This is a genomic window from Streptomyces sp. G7(2002) (assembly GCF_028870195.1).
In the GTDB taxonomy this organism is placed as follows: Bacteria; Actinomycetota; Actinomycetes; order Streptomycetales; family Streptomycetaceae; genus Streptomyces; species Streptomyces nigrescens.
Map to the genome: position 1 here is coordinate 6,771,661 of NZ_CP102609.1, position 19,537 is coordinate 6,791,197.

Sequence of the window (19,537 nt, forward strand, 5' to 3'; positions counted from 1 at the left end):
TGATTATTGGCAGCAGGCGCGCCGGTCCGCAGTGACCGCCCCGTACGAACCGAGTACGGCGTGGCCACCGTCGTCCCAGACCCGCGCGCAGACCTCTCGCACCCGCGAGAGGTTTTTTCGTTTCCGGCCCACACCCACCGGAGGCGGAGCGCGAGGGATCATGGAGGGACGGTGGAACCGGTTATTCCGGTAGACCGAGATCCCGACAGGAGCCAGACCAGCATGACGGACGCACACGAACCCTCCCCCCGGCCCGCCGGCGCGGTGTCCGACGACTTCCACGTCTTCGACACCACGCTCCGCGACGGTGCACAGCGCGAGGGCATCAACCTCACGGTCGCCGACAAGCTGACCATCGCCCGGCACCTCGACGAATACGGCGTCGGCTTCATCGAGGGCGGCTGGCCCGGCGCCAACCCGCGCGACACCGAGTTCTTCCAGCGCGCCCGCGAGGAGATCGACTTCCGGCACGCCCAGCTGGTCGCGTTCGGCGCCACCCGCAAGGCCGGTGTCCGCGTCGAGGACGATCCGCAGGTCGCCGCGCTGCTGGAGTCCCAGGCCCCGGTCATCACGCTGGTCGCCAAGTCCCATCTCGGGCATGTGGAACTGGCGCTGCGCACCACCCCCGAGGAGAACCTCGCGATGGTGCGGGACACCGTCGCGTATCTGCGGGCACAGGGCCGCCGGGTCTTCCTCGACTGTGAGCACTTCTTCGACGGCTACGCCCTGGACGCGGTCTACGCCAAGCAGGTCGTCCGCACCGCGAGCGAGGCAGGCGCCGATGTCGTGGTGCTCTGCGACACCAACGGCGGGATGCTCCCGGCGCAGGTCACCGCCGTCGTACGGACCGTCCTCGCGGACACCGGCGCGCGGCTGGGCATCCACGCCCAGGACGACACCGGCTGCGCCGTCGCCAACACCCTGGCCGCGGTGGACGCCGGCGCCACCCACGTCCAGTGCACCGCCAACGGTTACGGCGAGCGGGTCGGCAACTCCAACCTCTTCCCGGTCGTCGCCGCCCTGGAGCTCAAGTACGGGCGCCAGGTGCTGCCCGACGGCAAGCTCGCCGAGACCACCCGGATCTCGCACGCCATCGCCGAGGTCGTCAACCTCACGCCCTCCACCCACCAGCCCTATGTGGGGGTTTCCGCCTTCGCCCACAAGGCCGGACTGCACGCCTCCGCCATCAAGATCGACCCGGATCTCTACCAGCACATCGATCCGGCGCTGGTCGGCAACACCATGCGGATGCTGGTCTCCGACATGGCCGGCCGGGCGTCCATCGAGCTCAAGGGCAAGGAGCTGGGCATCGATCTCAGCGGCGACCGCGAGCTGGTCGGCCGGGTCGTCGAGCGGGTCAAGGAGCGCGAGCTGGCGGGCTACACGTACGAGGCCGCCGACGCGTCCTTCGAGCTGCTGCTCCGCGCCGAGCTGCAGCGGGCGGAGGGCGGCCGGCCGCGCAGCTACTTCACGGTGGAGTCCTGGCGGGCGATCGTCGAGGACCGCCCGGACGGTACGCACGCCAACGAGGCGACCGTGAAGCTGTGGGCGAAGGGGGAGCGGATCGTCGCCACCGCCGAGGGCAACGGCCCGGTCAACGCGCTGGACCGGGCGCTGAGGGTGGGGCTGGAGCGGATCTATCCGCAGCTGGCGCACATGGAGCTGGTCGACTACAAGGTCCGCATCCTGGAAGGCGCCCTGGGCACCGGCTCGATCACCCGGGTCCTGGTCTCCACCAGCGACGGCCGGGGCGAATGGTCCACGGTCGGGGTCGCGGAGAACGTCATCGCCGCGTCCTGGCAGGCCCTGGACGACGCCTATGCGTACGGGCTGCTGCGGGCCGCGGTCATGTGGCGGAGCCGTTCAGGCCTGCGGGGCCGCCTTGACGGCCGAGATGTCGAAGAGGAGCTTGACCTTGTCGCTGACCATGACGCCGCCGGTCTCCAGCGCGGCGTTCCAGGTCAGGCCCCAGTCGGAGCGCAGGATCTCGGCGCTGCCCTCGAAGCCGACCCGCTCGGCGCCGTAGACATCGGTGGCCGAGCCGTGGAACTCCAGGTCGATGGTGAGCGGCTTGGTGACGTCCCGGAGGGTGAGGTCGCCGGTGATGCGGTAGCGGTCACCGTCCACGCGCTCGGCGGCGGTGCTGCGGAAGGTCATCAGCGGGAAGGACTCGGCGTCGAAGAAGTCGGCGCTGCGCAGATGGTTGTCGCGGTCCGCGATCCCGGTGTCGATGCTCGCGATCGTGACGTCGAGGGACGCGGTGGAGCGGGACGGGTCGGAGCCGTCGAGGCGGAGCGCGCCCTCGTACGTGCCGAATGCGCCGCGGACGTTGGTGACCATGGCGTGCCGGACGGTGAAGCCGATGCTGCTGTGGGCCGGGTCGATGGTGTAGTCGCCGGTCAGCGCCGCGAGCGCGGGGTCCGCGTCGAGGACGGCAGCGGTGGCGGCGGGGGCAGTGTTGCCGACGGTGTCGGCGGTGCGCTTGCGGTTGAACAGAGCCATGGCTCCTCCTCAAAGACGGTGCACTCGGTGTGCGCGAGGTTTTGTTTAAGCTTCAACGAGATTCACCGTAACCCCATCTGGTTCAACATTCAACCTCTCTCCTCGGCCGGGCTCGGCCGGACGGGTGGCGGCCGGTGGTCCGGCGCGGTCATTGCCGCTCGGCGGCGGCCCGTGCTAGACCATCGGGAACTCCCAAGTGCGCAGCGCCACCGCCCAGTTGACGCCGTGGAGAGGACCGACCGTGCCACCAGTCCCCGCCCTGCCCGTCTGGTCACGCAGAGGATTTCTCGCCGCCTCCACCGCGGGTGCGCTCGGCCTCGCCGCCGGCCCCGCACACGCCACCCCCGGGACGGCCGCACCGGCTGACGACGAGTTCGCCACCCTCCGCCGCCGCTGGTGCGAGCTCGCCCTCGGCACCGGCTTCGACCCCACCGCCCCGCCCTACGCCGCCGCCCTCCAGGAGACCGGCGCCCTCGCGAGCACCTTCCAGGCGAGCATGCGCCCGGAGGCCGGCTCCCTCTGGCCCGACTGCCGCTACGACCCGCCGTCCGGCATCACCCAGAGCTACAGCCGGCTGCACACCATGGCCCAGGCCTATTCCCAGCCCGGCACCGGCCGCACCGGCGACCCCGGCCTCGCAGAAACCCTTGTCACCGGCCTCGGCCACCTCGAAGCCACCGTCTACAACACCGCCACCACCCGCTACGGAAACTGGTGGGAGTGGCAGATCGGCAGCCCCAGACTCCTGCTCGACACCGTCGCGCTCCTCGACGAGCGGCTGCCCGGCGGCCTCGGCGACGCACTGCGCGGCCGCTGTCTGGCCGCCGTCGACCACTTCGTGCCCGACACCCTGCTCGGCGACTACACCGGGACCAGCACCGGCGCCAACCGCGTCGACCTGTGCCGGGTGGTCGCGCTGCGCGGCGTCCTCGGCCGCGCCCCCGGCAAGATCGCCCTGGCCCGTGACGCCCTCTCACCGGTCTTCCCGTACGTCACCAAGGGCGACGGCCTCTACGCCGACGGCTCCTTCATCCAGCACACCTGGGTGGCCTACTCCGGTACCTACGGCTATGTCCTGCTGGACGGCCTCGGCCGGCTGTTCACCCTGCTCGGCGGCTCGTCCTGGCAGATCACCGACCCGGCCCGGCAGATCATCTTCGACAGCGTCGAGCGGGCCTGGGCCCCGCTGCTCCACAACGGCCTGATGATGGACCTCGTCAACGGCCGCGCCATCAGCCGCGGCTACCTGCGCAGCGACGAACGGCATGTGCTGCGCAGCGACCACTACCACGGCCATGCGCTGATCGCCGCCGTCGCGCTGCTCGCCCGGAGCGCGAGCAGCGCCGAGCGGGACCGCTGGCACGGCATGATCAAGGGCTGGATCGCCCGCGACCGTACGCTGCCGGTGCTCACCGACCGGCAGTACACCGTCGCCGACCTCGCCCGGCTCCACACGATCGCCGCGAGCTCCGCGGCCCCCGCCCCCGAACCCGTCGGCCACCGGCTGTTCCCCGCCATGGACCGCGCCGTGCACCGCCGCCCCGGCTGGGCCGCCGGCCTGGCCATGGCCTCCGACCGCATCGCGTACTACGAGAACGGCAACGGCGAGAACCCGCGCGGCTGGCACACCGGCGCCGGCATGCTCTCCTGGTGGGGCGCGGATTTCGGGGGCGACCAGTACACGGATGCCTTCTGGCCCACCGTCGACCCCTACCGGCTCCCCGGCACCACCGTCTCCACCAAGCGGCTGGCCGACAACGAGGGCGGCGGCTGGGGCGAGCCCAAACCCGCCGCGCGCTGGGTCGGCGGCACCACCGATGGGGAATTCGCCGCCCTCGGACAGGACCTGCGCGGTCTTGCCTCGACCCTCACCGCCCGGAAGTCCTGGTTCGCGCTCGCGGACTGTGTCGTCTGCCTGGGCGCCGGCATCACCGCCCGCGACGGGGTGCCCGCCGAGACCGTCGTCGACAACCGCTGCCTGGGCGAGTCCGGCGCCGCGGCGCTCACCGTCGACGGCGTACCGCAGCCCGGCACACTCGGCGAGACCACCGCCTTCCGCCGCGCCCACTGGGCCCACCTCGCCGGACACGGCGGCTGGGTCTTCCTCGGATCCCCCGGCGGCGCCCCCCTCAAGGCGCTGCGCGAGGCCCGCACCGGCTCCTGGCACGACATCAACAGCACCTCCTCCCCGCAGCCCTTCACCCGCCGCTATCTCACCCTCTGGCACGACCACGGCACCGACCCCACCGACGCCGGCTACGCCTACCTCCTCATGCCGGGCGCCACCGCCCGCACCCTCGCCGCCCGCGCCGCCGACCGGCGCTGGCTGACCGTGCTCGCCAACGACGCGGGCCGGCAGGCGATCGCCGTCGACCCGCTCGGCGTAACGGCCGCCAACTTCTGGCGGGCGGGCGGCGCGGGGCCGCTCACCAGCAGCGGCCCGGCGAGCGTGCTCGTCCGGGAGCGGCCGGGCGGGCGGCCGGCGGGCCGCGGCCGCACGGCCCGGCTGTGCCTCGCCGCCCCCGACCGCTCCGGCGATACCCTGGAGATCACCTGGTCACGGCCGGTGCGCGCGGTGCTCACCCACGACCCGGCGATCGAGGTACTGGCCACCGGGCGGGCCCTGCGACTGCGCCTGACCCCCGGTACGAGCTGCGCCACCCACACCTGCACCGTGCGGTTGCGGTGACCGGAAACCGGCCCGCCCGACCAGCCGGTCACGACAACAGCGCGCCGTCGCTGTTTGTGGGGCCCATACAGACGCCGAACGGCTCCGCCACCCGAACGGAGGCCGGGACGCAGGGCGCGTACAGCACGGTTCTGTGCTGCCTGCCCACCAAATCGCATGCGACGTTGTACGAAACCGACATCGGTGTGCGGCGCCTCGCCCACGTACCGTCGATACATGACCACTGTCGAAGATGTGCCCGCCGGCGCCAACGACGCCCGCGGGCGCGTCGCCGAACTGCACGCCATCCGTGAGCAGGTTCGGCGAGGCCCCAGCGAGCGTGCCACCGAAGCGCAGCGTGCCAAGGGCAAGCTGACGGCCCGCGAGCGGATCGAGCTGCTGCTGGACGAGGGTTCGTTCAACGAGGTCGAGCCGCTGCGGCGGCACCGGGCGACGGGCTTCGGCCTGGAGGCGAAGAAGCCCTACACCGACGGCGTGATCACCGGCTGGGGCACCGTCCACGGCCGGACCGTCTTCACCTACGCGCACGACTTCCGGATCTTCGGCGGTGCGCTGGGCGAGGCCCACGCCACCAAGATCCACAAGATCATGGACATGGCCATCCAGGCCGGTGCGCCGCTGGTGTCGCTGAACGACGGCGCCGGTGCCCGTATCCAGGAGGGTGTCTCCGCGCTCGCCGGCTACGGCGGCATCTTCCAGCGCAACACCAAGGCCTCGGGTGTCATCCCGCAGATCTCCGTCATGCTCGGCCCCTGCGCCGGCGGTGCCGCCTACTCCCCGGCCCTGACCGACTTCGTCTTCATGGTCCGCGAGACCTCGCAGATGTTCATCACCGGCCCCGACGTGGTGCGCGCGGTGACCGGCGAGGAGATCACCCAGAACGGCCTGGGCGGCGCCGATGTGCACGCCGAGACCTCGGGCGTGGCCCACTTCGCGTACGACGACGAGGCCACCTGCCTGGAAGAGGTCCGCTACCTCCTCTCGCTGCTTCCCGCGAACAACCGGGAGAACCCGCCGACGGTGCCCTGCGAGGACCCCGCCGACCGCTCCGGTGACGCGCTGCTGGACCTGGTCCCGGCCGACGGCAACCGCCCGTACGACATGCGCAAGGTCATCGAGGAGATCGTCGACGACGGCGAGTACCTGGAGGTCCACGAGCGCTGGGCGACCAACATCATCTGCGCGCTGTCCCGGCTCGACGGCCGCGTGGTGGGCATCATCGCCAACCAGCCGCAGTCGCTGGCCGGTGTGCTGGACATCGAGGCGTCCGAGAAGTCCGCCCGCTTCGTCCAGATGTGCGACGCCTTCAACATCCCGATCGTCACCCTGCTCGACGTCCCCGGCTTCCTGCCCGGCGTCGACCAGGAGCACGGCGGCATCATCCGGCACGGCGCCAAGCTGCTCTACGCCTACTGCAACGCGACCGTTCCGCGGATCTCCCTCGTCCTGCGCAAGGCCTACGGCGGCGCCTACATCGTCATGGACTCGCAGTCCATCGGTGCGGATCTCACCTATGCCTGGCCGACGAACGAGATCGCGGTGATGGGGGCCGAGGGCGCCGCCAACGTCATCTTCCGCAAGCAGATCGCCGAGGCGGACGACTCCGAGGCCATGCGGGTGCGCATGGTCAAGGAGTACAAGTCCGAGCTGATGCACCCCTATTACGCGGCCGAGCGCGGTCTGGTCGACGACGTCATCGACCCGGCGGAAACCCGCCACACCCTCATCCGCGCCCTGGAGATGCTGCGCACCAAGCACGCGGACCTGCCCGCGCGCAAGCACGGCAACCCGCCCCAGTAGCCACGCCCCGCACCCGCACCCGGCACCACGCCCACCGCGACGACGGAGAAGACACCGTGAATCCTGCCCACCGCACCGATCCCATCCGCGTGGAGAAGGGCCAGGCCAGCGAGGAAGAGCTCGCCGCCCTGACCGCCGTCCTGCTGGCCCGCGCCGCCCACCAGCCGGCGGCCGCCCCGGCCCGTCCGCACGCCACCGCGGCGCGCTGGCGGCGCCTGGAGCGTCAGAACGGTTTCCATGGGGCGACCAGCTGGCAGCGGTAACGCGCTGACGCGCGCTGTTTCCGACGAGGGGCCCTGCGGTGGTGCGGGGTCCCTCGCGGTTGTTTGGGGTGGCGTGGCCGTTGTTTGTCTGCGGGTGGGTGGTGGCTGGTCGCGCAGTTCCCCGCGCCCCTTCGTGGCGCGGCCGATCCGTCACTTGCTTCTGGGCGGTGCGGCGTGGTGGGGGCTGGGGTTTTGCGGGGTGCGTGGTTGCCGCGGGGGTCGGAGGGGACGCACCGGTACCCGTCCTCGGCGCGGGCGACGCGGCTACGTGCGATTGAGTACCCCGGCGTTCGCTCCAGTCCTGCGGGCGGGCACCGGTACATCCCCTCCAACCGTTCAGCGTTGCCGGCTGCGGCCCGGTGACACCGTCCGTTACGGCCCAGACCCTGGCCGCGCCCCATCTGCGGGCGGTCCGGCCAGTTCCCTGCCAAGGGGTGCCGCGGATTGGTCGTAACGGTGATCGGTACGGCGGGTCAGCCGCGTACGTACGGCGGTCGGAGGGGATGTCCGGTGAGCCGCCCGCAGGACCCGGAGCGAACAACGGGGTGAAGAACCTCTGGGACCCGCGTCGCCCGCGCCGTGGGGGCACCTCCCGGCCGAAGGCTGGGGGAGGGTTACCGGGCGTCCCCTCCGACCCACCACCCACAACCCGTAGGCGAAACGGCGCCAGCCCACGGCAACCCCGCACCGGCCCCAGCCAACGGCAACCCCCTTTTTCGGACGTGGTGTTCCGGTTTGGCATGTCGCGTCCGGATCAAGGCGTAGGTTCGCCTCAACCCTGGGGAGCAGAGCTGTTCAAGCCGCGATCCCCATGCTGGCATGCGCTCGTCATCCCATCTCCTGGTGTTCCCGCCCCGCGGGCCTAGGACGACCGGAAGGAAAGCCCATGCTCAGCACGCTCAGTGCTGGTGCCGCAGTGGCATCGTTGCTCCTCACCGGATCGGCATCCCCCACCACCACAGCCCGGTTCGGCGACGACCCGCCGACCGGAAAGATCACCATTACCGTCGCCACGGTCAACGGTTCGGGCTGCAGACCCGGCAGCGCCGCGGTGGCCATCGCCCCCGACAACACCGCCTTCACCGTCACGTACAGCGAATACCTCGCCCAGGCGGGCAGCGGCAGCAAGCCCACCGACTCCCGCAAGAACTGCCAGATCGCGCTCAACGTCCATGTCCCGCAGGGCTTCACCTACGCGATCGCCCGGGCCGACTACCGGGGCTACGCCTCCCTGGCCCCGGGCGCCAAGGGGCTGGAGACGGCCGGCTACTACTTCCAGGGCCAGCAGCAGACGGCCCGTAAGAGCCACAGCTTCACCGGCCCCTACGACTCCAACTGGCAGACCTCGGACGAGACCGACATCGACGCGCTGGTGTACGCACCCTGCGGCGAGGAGCGCTACTTCAACATCAACACAGAGATGCGGGTGGACGCCAAGTCCGCGGACCCCAAGACCACCAGCTACATGGCCATGGACTCCACCGACGGCAGCATCAACACCCTGTACCACTTCGCATGGAAGGAGTGCCCCGGGCGCCGCTGACGGCGGGTGACCGTCCCAGGGGCCCGTACACCGGTGCGTAACGGGCCCCAACGGCACGACGAAGGCCCCCGCACCGGAAAACGGTGTGGGGGCCTTTCGTCGTTGCGCGCGTGCGGGCACGGGGGAGCCCGGACGCGTCCTGCTAGCGCAGCCGCGCCATCAGCGCGTGCTCCACGAGCGTGATGAGCGCGCTCTTGGCCTCGCTGCGATGCCGCGCATCGGTGGTGATGATCGGCGCGTCCGGGCCGATCTGCAGCGCCTCACGCACCTCGTCGGGCGTGTAGGGCTGATGTCCGTCGAAGCCGTTGAGGGCGATGACGAACGGCAGTCCGCTGTTCTCGAAGTAGTCGACCGCGGGGAAGCAGTCGGCGAGACGGCGGGTGTCGACCAGCACCACCGCGCCGATGGCACCACGGACCAGGTCGTCCCACATGAACCAGAAGCGGTCCTGACCCGGCGTACCGAAGAGGTACAGGATCAGGTCCTGGTCCAGGGTGATCCGGCCGAAGTCCATGGCCACGGTGGTGGTCGTCTTGTCCGGCGCGTGCGTGAGGTCGTCGATGCCCGCCGAGGCGGAGGTCATCACGGCTTCGGTGCGCAGCGGGTTGATCTCTGAGACGGCCCCGACGAACGTGGTCTTGCCCACGCCGAAGCCGCCCGCCACCACGATTTTCGCGGAGGTGGTGGAGCGGGCTGCACCGCTAGAGCTTGCGAAGTCCACTGAGCACCCTTTCGAGCAGTGTCACATCTGGCTGTCCGCCGGCGGTCTCGTCCCCGCCGGGCTGATGGATGGCGACGAGTCCGGCCTCTGCCAGGTCGGCGACGAGGATCCGGGCGACGCCGAGGGGGATGGAGAGAAGCGCGGAGATCTCGGCTACTGACTTGATCTCACGGCAGAGGTGGCAGATGCGCTGGTGCTCCGGCAGCTGGCCCTGCAGCTTGGAGGGGTCGGCGGTCGTGCTGACCAGCGCCTCGATGGCGAGCTGGTAGCGCGGCCGGGTCCGGCCTCCGGTCATGGCGTACGGGCGCACCAGCGGGTTGTTCGCACCGGTGGGGGCGGGCTCGGGCGCGCGCCGTCGCGGCTGCACCGGCTGGATGCGCGGTGCCTGGGGCTGGTCGTACACCGACGGCTCGTACGGCTGGGAGTCGTACGGCCGGGGCTGTTGCTGCGGGGGCCGCTGCGGCCGGCGGCTCGGCGCAGACGGGAAGTTGAAGCGGTTGTTATGGGTCTCGCCCACAGGCCCGGACTCCTGCCCGGAACCATACGGGTATCCGCTCGGGGGCGTTGCCACGTCTCCTCCTCCAACTTGCCTGTCTGACGCCGGTCGCGCCACCGAACCATAAGGCGCGGTGGCGGGAAACGCACTGCCTGTCTTTTAGTTGAGAAGACTTCCCTGCAGTTCGGCGCGCAGATCCGGCGTCAGTACCGTGCCCGCGCGGTCGACCAGCAGGGCCATCTCATAGCCGACCAGGCCGATGTCGCACTCGGGGTGCGCCAGTACGGCCAGCGACGATCCGTCGGAGACGGACATGATGAAGAGGAAACCACGCTCCATCTCCACCACGGTCTGGTTGACGCTACCGCCCTCGAAGATGCGGGACGCGCCGGAGGTCAGCGACGTCAGGCCGGAGGCCACCGCCGCCAACTGATCGGCTCTGTCACGAGGGAAACCCTCGGACATGGCGAGGAGGAGACCGTCCGCGGAGACCACGACCGTGTGGGACACCCCAGGGGTGTTGTCCACGAAGTTGGTGATCAACCAGTTCAGATTCTGCGCCGCCTGGCTCATCGGGCTCACACTAACGCTCCTGATCGTAGGTGCTGCCGGGGCCGAAGCCCTGTTGGTCATTCTGGGGGACCCCGGAGGAGTCCGTGCCGACGTTGCGTCCCTGCTGGACACCGCGGCGCAGGTTACTCAGCCTGCCGCGGACGTCCTCCGGGGCGCGGGAGACCTGGGGGCCGCCCTGTGGGGTCTGCTCCGCTGCACCTTCGACCAGGTTGGCCTTGGGCACCCGCCGGGGGAGGCCGGAAGAGGTGACTCCGCCCGCCTTCGGCTCACGCAGCTGCTCCGCCCGCTCCCAGCGCTCGTCGTTGGAGCTGCGCCAGTCCGAGCCGTCCTGGCCGGTCTCCGGCGCGCTCCGCTGCTCGTGCACCTGGGGTGCCTGCTGGTCGCGGCCTCCGCGGCGCGGAAGGCCGGCGTCCGTCAGCGATGAGGCGTCGCTCGGTGTGGGGCCCGGACGCTCGAATGGTACGCGCTCAGCGGCGCCAGCGGGAGCGGCAGTTGTATTCCGGTCAGATTCCGCTTCGGTCCCGAAGTAGCCCCCGAATGCGGGGCGTTCGGCCCATTCGTCCGGCTGTGCCGTCTCGTGGGAGACGTAGGGCTGCTGGCCCGTGGTCTCCGCGAAGCTCGACTCGCCGAATGCCTGGTTGCCGTGGGACCGGTCGTCGTAGAGCGGTTGATCGGCTTCCGCATATGCCTGGGCGGGGTAGTCCTGGTACGCGCCGCCGGACGACACCTCGTCACGGAAGAGCGGACGCTCGTCCTGCTGGTACTCGGAACCCTGCTCACCTGAGGCCTGGGCCTCCAGGGCGGCCCGGCGCTCCTCGCGGAGCATCGAGCGGCCCATCATGTCCAGCTCCGCGCCGTCCGCACGGCCGTAGCGGCTGTCGTCGAAGCCCAGCTCGGCGGCGGTGCGCTGCTGGCTCTCGTACGCCGCGTGCTGGTGCTCGGGCACGATCCGGGACACCGTGAAGTCGTCCTCGAACTGCTCCTCGCCGCCACCACCGTGGGTGATCGCCTCGGGCAGCATGACCAGCGACGTGGTGCCCGCCTGCTCGCCGGAGGGGCGCAGCTGCACCCGGATCCCGTGCCGGTCGGCCAGCCGGCCGACCACGAACAGGCCCATGCGCTGGGAGATCGCGGCATCCACGCTCGGCGGGTTCGCCAGCTTGTGGTTGATGTCCGCGAAGTCCTCGGGGGTGAGCCCGATGCCCTTGTCGTGGATCTCGATCATCACCCGGCCGTCGGGCAGCCGGGTCGCGGCCACCCGCACCTTGGTCTGCGGGGAGGAGAACGTGGTGGCGTTCTCCAGCAGCTCGGACAGCAGGTGCACGAGGTCGGTCACGGCGGTGCCGTGGATCTCGCTCTCGGGGACGCCGGTGAGGTCTATTCGCTCGTAGGACTCGACCTCACTGATCGCCGCCCGCAGGACATCGACCAGCGGCACCGGCTGGTTCCAGCGGCGGCCGGGCTCCTCGCCCGCGAGGATGAGGAGGTTCTCGCCGTTGCGCCGCATACGCGTGGCGAGGTGGTCGAGCCGGAAGAGGCTCTCCAGCTGGTCCGGGTCCGCCTCGTTGTTCTCCAGGTCGGTGATCAGCTCCAACTGGCGCTCGATCAGACCCTGGTTACGGCTGGACAGGTTGGTGAAGATCGCGTTGACGTTGCCCCGCAGCAGAGCCTGCTCGGCGGCGAGCCGGACGGCCTCGCGGTGCACCTGGTCGAATGCGCGGGCGACCTCGCCGATCTCGTCGGTGGTGGAGATCGGGATGGGCTGCACACGGGTGTCGACCCGGCCCGGGTCCGTCCGCGAGAGCTGGTCGACCAGCATCGGCAGCCGCTGCTCGGCGATGCCGAAGGCCGCGGTGCGCAGCTCGCGCATGTTGCGGCTCATCCGGCGGGCCATCAGACCGGCCACGACGAAGGCGATGATCAGCGCGGCCAGCACGATGGCGGAGTCGACGAAGGTGGACTGGCGGGCGTCCTCGGCGATCTGCGCCGCCTCGTTCACGGCCTTGTCCGACAGGTCCTTCTCGATGGACCGGTACATGTCGAACTTGCCGGTCGCGGCAGCGAAGTAGGTGTCGGAGGTGATGCCGCGCAGACCGAGCGACTCCGGCGCGGCGCCGGTGGCGATCTGGGTGCCCATCTGGTCGATCGACGGCGGGGCGCGGAACGGCCGGCCGGCGGCCTGGGCCTGCTCCTTCGCCCGCGCGACCTTCTGCTGCGCGGCCTGCTTGAGCCCCGCGGCGTCCTTCTTGAGGCGCTCGACGTCCTCGGGCGTACCGCCGGAGGTGTACTCGCCGATGGCGATGCCCTCCAGGTAGCGGTACGACGCGAAGGCGGTGAGCTGAAGCTTGTGCTCCTTGCCGCCCTGCGGGGACGCCGGGTCGACCAGGAGGTGGGTGCCGATGGAGCGCTCCAGCGACTCCGCCGCCTTGGCCAGCGCCACGGCGTAGACCGTGCGGCCGTAGGAGGTGATGTTGCCGGTGCCCAGGCCGAGTTCGTTGGCGAACTCCATCAGCGGGTGCTGGACCTCGACATAGCCCTCTTCGGTCTGCACACCGCGCAGCTTGGAGGTGTAGGCGGCCTGGCGCAGCTGCTGGAGCTTGGGCTCGGCCTTCTCGAACGAGGCGAGACGGCGCTTGAGACCCGGCTTGTCCGGCATGGACTTGGCGACCTGGTGGAACTTGTCGGCGGCGGCGTCGGTGGCGTCACGCGCCCCCAGCACGGCCGGGTCGTCCTTCTTGCCCTTCAGCAGCGGCGCCGCGGTGCGGTCCCGCTCGTCGATCAGGGCATTGCTGTAGGAAAGCGCGGCGCGAACGAGCTTCGCGGTGTTCTCCGCGTCCTGGGCTTCCTGCCATGTGGCGAACGAGCTGTCCACCCGCAGACCGCCGAAGACCAGGGCGAGCCCCACGGGGATCAGCAGAATGGCGTTCAGGCGGGTCGCCACGCGCCAGTTGCGCGGGGAGTACTTTCCGCCACTGACCGGAGGCTTCGCGACCGTATTTTCGGGCGCGTCGGAAGCCGGTAGGCCACCTCTGGGTGGCGGGGTGAAGTTGCCCCGCCGCGGTTCCTGCGGCTCGGGGCTCGCCTTGCTTCGCCTCACTCGACCAACAACCTCTCGGCGCCGGCACTGTCTTGCTGTGCCGTTTCTTCTGGGCGTTCCTACTCCGGAGTTCAGCGAATTTCAGCACGTCAGGGCGGTGCGTTCCAAACACTGGGTAAAGGCGGAGGAGGCGCGAAAGGGCCTGAGATAAAAGGGGCGTTAAGGGCGAGCCGCGCCAAAATGCAGGAGAATTGTGAGCGCAGCGAAGCCGGATGTGCGCACGGGGTGTCGAAACCCAGCTGATTCACTGTCGAAACGTTATGAAGCAAAATTGTGGGCGTGTCGAAGGACACAGATCCACTCACGGATGCCGGAATCCGGTCCGGGGCAGGCGGGCGCAGCCCCGCCGGTGGCAACTGCCGTGCGGCCCGCACCGGATCCGGTGCGGGCCGGTGCGCGGACTACTGCAGCCGCGCCATCAGCGCATGCTCCACGAGCGTGATGAGCGCGCTCTTGGCCTCGTTGCGGTGCCGGGCGTCGGTGGCGATGATCGGCGTCCCCGGGCCGATCTGCAGCGCCTCACGCACCTCGTCGGGCGTATGGGGCTGGTACCCCTCGAAGCCGTTGAGGGCGATGACGAACGGCAGTCCGCTGTTCTCGAAGTAGTCGACGGCCGGGAAGCAGTCGGCGAGACGGCGGGTGTCGACCAGCACCACCGCGCCGATGGCACCACGGACCAGGTCGTCCCACATGAACCAGAAGCGGTCCTGACCCGGCGTACCGAAGAGGTACAGGATCAGGTCCTGGTCCAGGGTGATCCGGCCGAAGTCCATCGCCACGGTCGTCGTGGTCTTGTCCTGGACGTGGCTGAGATCGTCGACGCCCGCCGAGGCGGAGGTCATCACGGCCTCGGTGCGCAGCGGGTTGATCTCCGATACGGCCCCGACGAAGGTGGTCTTGCCCACGCCGAAGCCACCCGCCACCACGATCTTGGCGGAGGTCGTGGCGCGGGCCGTATTCCCGTCCGAACCGCTGTCAGAGCTTGCGAAGTCCACTGAGCACCCTCTCGAGCAAGGTCACGTCCGGCGTGCCACCGGCCTCGCCACTGCCGCCGGGCTGGTGGATCGCCACCATCCCGGCCTCCGCCAGGTCCGCGACCAGGATCCGTGCCACACCCAGCGGGATGTGCAGCAGGGCGGAGACCTCGGCGACCGACTTCACCTCACGGCACAGGTGGCAGATCCGCTGGTGCTCGGGCAGCAGCCCGGGCAGCTGAGAGGGGTCGGCGGTCGTGCTGACCAGCGCCTCGATGGCGAGCTGGTAGCGCGGCCGGGTCCGGCCTCCGGTCATGGCGTACGGGCGCACCAGCGGCTGGTCACCTTCGTTCCCGTACGGCGCTTGGCCATAAGCGCCATACGGGTCGGAAGTGGCGGGTGGCGGGGTCATGGGTCCTCCGGGCGGGACAACTGACTGTCGTCGGGTTGGGCCGGTGGGGGGTGCGGCACATGGATGGTTGGTGCTGGACGGAGCGGCGCTGCGGACGCCGTTCAGTGCAGCAGGCTGCCCTGCAGTTCGGCGCGCAGATCCGGCGTCAGTACCGTCCCCGCGCGGTCGACCAGGAGAGCCATTTCGTAGCCGACGAGGCCGATGTCGCACTCGGGGTGCGCCAGTACGGCCAGCGACGATCCGTCGGAGACGGACATGATGAAGAGGAAGCCACGCTCCATCTCCACGACGGTCTGGTTGACCGTCCCGCCCTCGAAGATGCGGGACGCGCCGGAGGTCAGCGAGGTCAGGCCGGAGGCCACCGCCGCCAACTGGTCGGCGCGGTCGCGGGGGAAGCCCTCGGACATGGCGAGGAGCAGACCGTCCGCGGAGACCACCACCGTGTGTGACACCCCGGGGGTGTTGTCCACGAAGTTGGTGATCAACCAGTTCAGGTTCTGCGCCGCCTGGCTCATCGGACTCAACTAACGCTCCTGCTGGTGAGTGGGATCGACAATGCCGTGGGTGCCGGTGGACGACGTCCCGGCCTGCCGGCCTTGCTGAATACCCCGACGGAGATTGGTCAGCCGCCCGCGCACATCACTGGGCGCACGCGAGACCTGGGGACCGCTCTGGGTGGACTGCTGCTGTTGCGCGGTGCCCGCGACGAGGTTCGCGCGCGGGACCCGGCGGGGCAGTCCGGAGGTGGTGATACCGCCCGCGGCGGGCTGGCGGATCTGCTCCGCCTGCCGCCACGTCTCGTCGTTCGGCGAGCTGCGCCACTGGGAGGCGGCTTCGGCCGGCGCGGCACTGCGCGCACCGTTGACCGGTGCGTCGTGACGCGCGCCGTTGACCGGGGCCTCGTTGCGCGTGTCGTTGCGTGCCTCGCCGTCCTGTGCGGCCCCGCGGCGCGGCAGCCGCGGTGCCTCGGGCTCGGCGGCGCCCTGGGGCGGTACACCGGCAGCGGCGGCCGCCGGGTGGTTGAACCAGTCGGACTCGATGGTGTCGAAGATCGGCGTACGGCCGTCACCGGGACCGGCGTCCGCGTCGCCGAGCACATCGGCGGACGGCGCACCGCTGTCCTGCGGCTGCTGCACCGGGAACTGCCCGGTGCCCTGCGACTCGTCGGCGTAGGCGCCGCGGTCGGCGTCCGGCCGCTGGTACTGGCCGGTGTCGAACTGCCCGGTGTCGTACTGGCCGGTGTCGCTGTCGGGCCGCTGGTACTGCCCGGTGTCGCTGTCGGGCCGCTGGTACTGGCCCGTCTCGTACTGACCGGTCTCGTACTGCCCCGTGCTTCCGCCCGGCAGGGCGAACTGCCCGGTGTCGCCGGGGCCGTTGCCCGCGCCCTGGCCGGCCGGACGTGCGTCCTGCGGGCGCTGTCCGCCCCGGGAGCCGTCCGCGGCGGGCGGCGGACCGTTGAAGTCGGGACGGGCGAACGCCGCGGTGTCACCGGGGCCGCCGCCCGGCGCGGGCCGCTCGAAGCTGCCGGTGGTCTCCGGCTCCTCGTGGCCACGCGGCCGGTCCTGGGTCTCGCGGGGCGCCAGCGGCCAGTCGTCGGAGGCGCCGCGGTCACGGCGCGCACCCCAGCTCGTACCGCCCGACTGCTGTGCACCCTGGCCGCCCTGACCGCCGGCGGGCGGACCGCCCGGCAGCTCGGCCGCGGCACCGCGTGCCGGCAGCTGCGGACGCTCCTCGCGGCGCGGTGCGCCGGTCGGCGGGGCCACGGTGGGCGCCGGGCCGTTGTCCGCGCCGCGGGTGGGCAGCGAGGGACGCGAGCCGGAGGGGCGGCCGGCGGCCGGGCGGGCGTCGCCGCCCTGCGCCGGGGCACCGGGGGAGCCCGCACCGGGCGGGTTCGCGCCGGGAGGTGCCGTACGGCCGGACGGCGCCGGGGCACCGAAGGCGTTCGGCGCACCGCCGCCGGGGCCACCGCGGCCGGGCAGCGCGGGGCGCCCGCCGGCCGAGGGGCCCGAACCGACCTGACCGCGCGGCTGCAGCCCCGCGAGCCGGCTGGACTGCCCGCCGCCGTGGTCGCCGGAGCCGCCCTTGGCGTTGCTCGGCGCCGGCTTCTTGCCGCCCTGGGCGAGGTCCACCGGCAGCATGACCAGCGCGGTGGTGCCGCCGGAGTCGGAGGGCCGCAGCTGGATACGGATGCCGTGCCGCAGCGACAGCCGGCCGACCACGAACAGACCCATGCGCCGGGAGACCGAGACGTCCACGGTCGGCGGGCTGGCGAGCCGCTCGTTGATGGACGACAGGTCCTCGGGCGACAGGCCGATACCGGTGTCGTGGATCTCGACCAGCACCCGGCCGTCGGGCAGGGCGTGGCCGGTGACCTTGACCTTGGTCTGCGGCGAGGAGAACGAGGTGGCGTTCTCCAGCAGCTCGGCGAGGAGGTGCACGAGGTCGTTGACGACCCGGCCCGCGACCTCGGTCTGCGGTACGGCGTTGAGCTCGATCCGCTCGTACTGCTCCACCTCGGAGGCGGCGGCACGGAGCACGTCGACCAGCGGCACCGGCCGCGTCCACCGGCGTCCCGGCTCCTCACCGGCGAGGACCAGGAGGTTCTCACCGTTACGGCGCATGCGGGTGGCGAGGTGGTCGAGCTTGAAGAGGGAGGACAGCTGGTCCGGGTCGGCCTCGCGGGACTCCAGTTCGGAGATCAGCGAGAGCTGACGCTGGATCAGACCCTGGGAACGGCGCGAGAGGTTGGTGAACATCGCGTTGACGTTGCCCCGCAGCAGCGCCTGCTCGGAGGCGAGGCGGACCGCCTCGCGGTGCACGTCGTCGAAGGCCGCGGCCACCCGGCCGATCTCGTCCCGGCTGTGCACACCGACGGACTCGACGGAGGTGTCCACGTCCTGCGGGTCGGACTCGGACAGCTGCTTGACCAGCTCGGGCAGCCGGTCCTGGGCGACCTTCTGCGCGGTGTCCTGCAGCCGGCGCAGCGAGCGGACCATGGACCGCGCCACGACGAACGCGCCGACCAGCGAGACACCGAGGACGAGCAGGATCAGCGCACCGCTGATGATCGCGGTCTGGGTCGCCTCGTTGCGCAGCTCGCGGGACTTCTGCTCCATCTCCGAGAGCAGCGTGGTCTCGATCCGGGACATCTCGTCGACCTTGACGGTGTCGGAGTCGTACCAGTCGAGGTAGCGGTAGTCCTGGCTGCGGATGCCGGAGCCGCTGGCGAAGGCGCGGTGCGCGAAGGCGACCGCGGCCTTGATCTCGTCGTTGTTGCCGTCCAGACCGCGGGTGAGCGCGCCGGCGCTGTTCTCGCCGTTGCTGGTGTAGATCTGCGAGAAGCGGTCGCGGGCCGCCTTCTCGTTGTCCTCGGCGTTACGGCCGGCCAGCCGGTCGTTGGAGGACAGCTGCGGGCCGCCCTCGTGGGCGAGGCCGGCACTGACCAGGGCGCGCTGGATCGACGCGTACTCCTTGGCCGACGAGAACGCCGCCAGCGCACGGGTACTGCGGATCATCTCGGGGTTGCTGGTCGCCTGCGCCATGTCCTGGGAGAGCGACAGCAGCGAGTTGATCAGCTGGTTGTAGCTGGTGATGGTCCGCGCCGAGTTGTCCTCGTCCTTGTAGGCGCCGTTGCGGATCTCGTTGAGGGTGTTGAGCTGGCGGGTGATCTCCAGGACGGTCGCCCGGACACCGGTCATCGTGGCGTCCTGGCCCCGGATGTCATCGGTGGCCTGGTTGAACGACAGCCGGGCGCGGTCGGTCGCCTCCCGGGGGGCGACGACGTTGGCGTCGTCCTTGGCGTTCCCGCTGCCGGCCAGCGGACCGGCCGACTTGTCCCGCTCCACCTGCAACGCGTCGGCGAGCTCGGTCGCCTGCCGGGTCATCTCGGTGAGCAGCTGCATCTTGTCGAGCTGGTCGATGTTCTCCAGCGACGTGCCGATGCGCATGCCACCCAGGGTGGTCGCGGCGACCACGGGCAGCGCGAGCAGGGAGACCAGACGGGTGCTGATGCGCCAGTTGCGCAGCGCTATTCGCGAACCGGGGCCACTGGCCCCCTTCGACGCCTTGGGCTTACCGCTGTCCGCGGCGTCATTGCCCGGCGCCTGGCCGCCTCCGTCGACGGGCAGCGTGCTGCCCCCGGCGGAACCGTTGCCCTGGGCGCGCTGGGGCGAGGAGGCGCGGTCGGTTCCGCCGCGCAGCTCCGGGTCCGCCGCAGCGCTGCCATCCCTCTTGAAACGTCCCTGCACTAGCGTCGCAACCTCTGGACCAGGCGTCCCACCTCGGCGGGACGGTGTCGAGTCGTATGGGGGACCGCTAAGTCCCCCCATGGCGGTCGTGAATGACCGGCGGGCTGATCTCTCCGGTGGAAGAGAACGGCACCACCGCGCGGCGCTTCGTTGCGCCCTGCGCGCCGGCTGAAACGTGCGGCGGTCCGTGGAATTCCAGCACAGTGCAGGATCTCCAACA

Annotated in this window: 13 protein-coding genes and 1 pseudogene; 5 read left to right on the plus strand and 9 right to left on the minus strand. The window is 70.9% G+C overall.

Translation table 11 applies throughout. From position 1 onward, the window contains the following. Positions 1–222: 222 nt before the first annotated feature. Positions 223–1,848 (plus strand): annotated as a pseudogene (gene cimA, locus NUT86_RS28905) (citramalate synthase); the annotation flags it as partial. Positions 1,849–1,863: 15 nt separating this feature from the next. Here the strand turns inward: cimA and NUT86_RS28910 are convergent. Further along, complete coding sequence (locus tag NUT86_RS28910; RefSeq protein ID WP_274740653.1) at positions 1,864–2,502, minus strand: YceI family protein; 639 nt, start codon at positions 2,500–2,502, stop codon at positions 1,864–1,866. A 241-nt stretch (positions 2,503–2,743) separates the two neighbouring features. Between NUT86_RS28910 and NUT86_RS28915 the strand changes: the two genes are divergently transcribed. The 4 genes from NUT86_RS28915 (at position 2,744) to NUT86_RS28930 (ending at position 8,797) form a co-directional block, all read left to right on the plus strand. After that, positions 2,744–5,191, plus strand: coding sequence for a polysaccharide lyase 8 family protein (locus NUT86_RS28915; protein WP_274738306.1), 2,448 nt, complete (start codon positions 2,744–2,746; stop codon positions 5,189–5,191). A gap of 216 nt (positions 5,192–5,407) precedes the next feature. Next, entirely contained in the window at positions 5,408–6,991 is a 1,584-nt protein-coding gene (locus NUT86_RS28920; RefSeq protein ID WP_018087209.1) for an acyl-CoA carboxylase subunit beta, read from the plus strand. A gap of 56 nt (positions 6,992–7,047) precedes the next feature. Continuing rightward, positions 7,048–7,254, plus strand: coding sequence for an acyl-CoA carboxylase epsilon subunit (locus tag NUT86_RS28925; RefSeq protein WP_018087208.1), 207 nt, complete (start codon positions 7,048–7,050; stop codon positions 7,252–7,254). An 886-nt stretch (positions 7,255–8,140) separates the two neighbouring features. Further along, complete coding sequence (locus NUT86_RS28930) at positions 8,141–8,797, plus strand: DUF4360 domain-containing protein (protein ID WP_018087207.1); 657 nt, start codon at positions 8,141–8,143, stop codon at positions 8,795–8,797. 142 nt (positions 8,798–8,939) lie between these two features. Here NUT86_RS28930 and NUT86_RS28935 read toward each other — a convergent pair whose 3' ends face one another. The 8 genes from NUT86_RS28935 to NUT86_RS28970 form a co-directional block, all read right to left on the minus strand. Then, the gene (locus NUT86_RS28935; RefSeq protein ID WP_073447656.1) at positions 8,940–9,518 is read right to left on the minus strand and encodes a GTP-binding protein; all 579 of its coding nucleotides are present in this window, start codon (positions 9,516–9,518) and stop codon (positions 8,940–8,942) included. After that, complete coding sequence (locus tag NUT86_RS28940) at positions 9,499–10,089, minus strand: DUF742 domain-containing protein (protein ID WP_026169206.1); 591 nt, start codon at positions 10,087–10,089, stop codon at positions 9,499–9,501. Before NUT86_RS28940 ends, NUT86_RS28935 begins: the two co-directional genes overlap by 20 nt. Positions 10,090–10,173: 84 nt before the next feature. Beyond that, positions 10,174–10,587 carry a roadblock/LC7 domain-containing protein gene (locus NUT86_RS28945; protein ID WP_018087204.1) on the minus strand — a complete coding sequence of 138 codons (414 nt, stop codon included), beginning with the start codon at positions 10,585–10,587 and terminating at the stop codon, positions 10,174–10,176. Between the two features lie 10 nt (positions 10,588–10,597). Continuing rightward, the gene (locus tag NUT86_RS28950; protein ID WP_167540510.1) at positions 10,598–13,684 is read right to left on the minus strand and encodes a sensor histidine kinase; all 3,087 of its coding nucleotides are present in this window, start codon (positions 13,682–13,684) and stop codon (positions 10,598–10,600) included. A 401-nt stretch (positions 13,685–14,085) separates the two neighbouring features. Next, the gene (locus tag NUT86_RS28955) at positions 14,086–14,679 is read right to left on the minus strand and encodes a GTP-binding protein (RefSeq protein WP_018087202.1); all 594 of its coding nucleotides are present in this window, start codon (positions 14,677–14,679) and stop codon (positions 14,086–14,088) included. Further along, complete coding sequence (locus tag NUT86_RS28960; RefSeq protein ID WP_018087201.1) at positions 14,660–15,070, minus strand: DUF742 domain-containing protein; 411 nt, start codon at positions 15,068–15,070, stop codon at positions 14,660–14,662. Before NUT86_RS28960 ends, NUT86_RS28955 begins: the two co-directional genes overlap by 20 nt. 101 nt (positions 15,071–15,171) lie before the next feature. Beyond that, positions 15,172–15,585 carry a roadblock/LC7 domain-containing protein gene (locus NUT86_RS28965; RefSeq protein WP_018087200.1) on the minus strand — a complete coding sequence of 138 codons (414 nt, stop codon included), beginning with the start codon at positions 15,583–15,585 and terminating at the stop codon, positions 15,172–15,174. A gap of 9 nt (positions 15,586–15,594) precedes the next feature. Further along, positions 15,595–19,317 (minus strand): sensor histidine kinase, encoded by a 3,723-nt coding sequence (locus NUT86_RS28970; RefSeq protein ID WP_159485993.1) that lies wholly within the window; start codon positions 19,315–19,317, stop codon positions 15,595–15,597. Positions 19,318–19,537 lie beyond the last annotated feature (220 nt).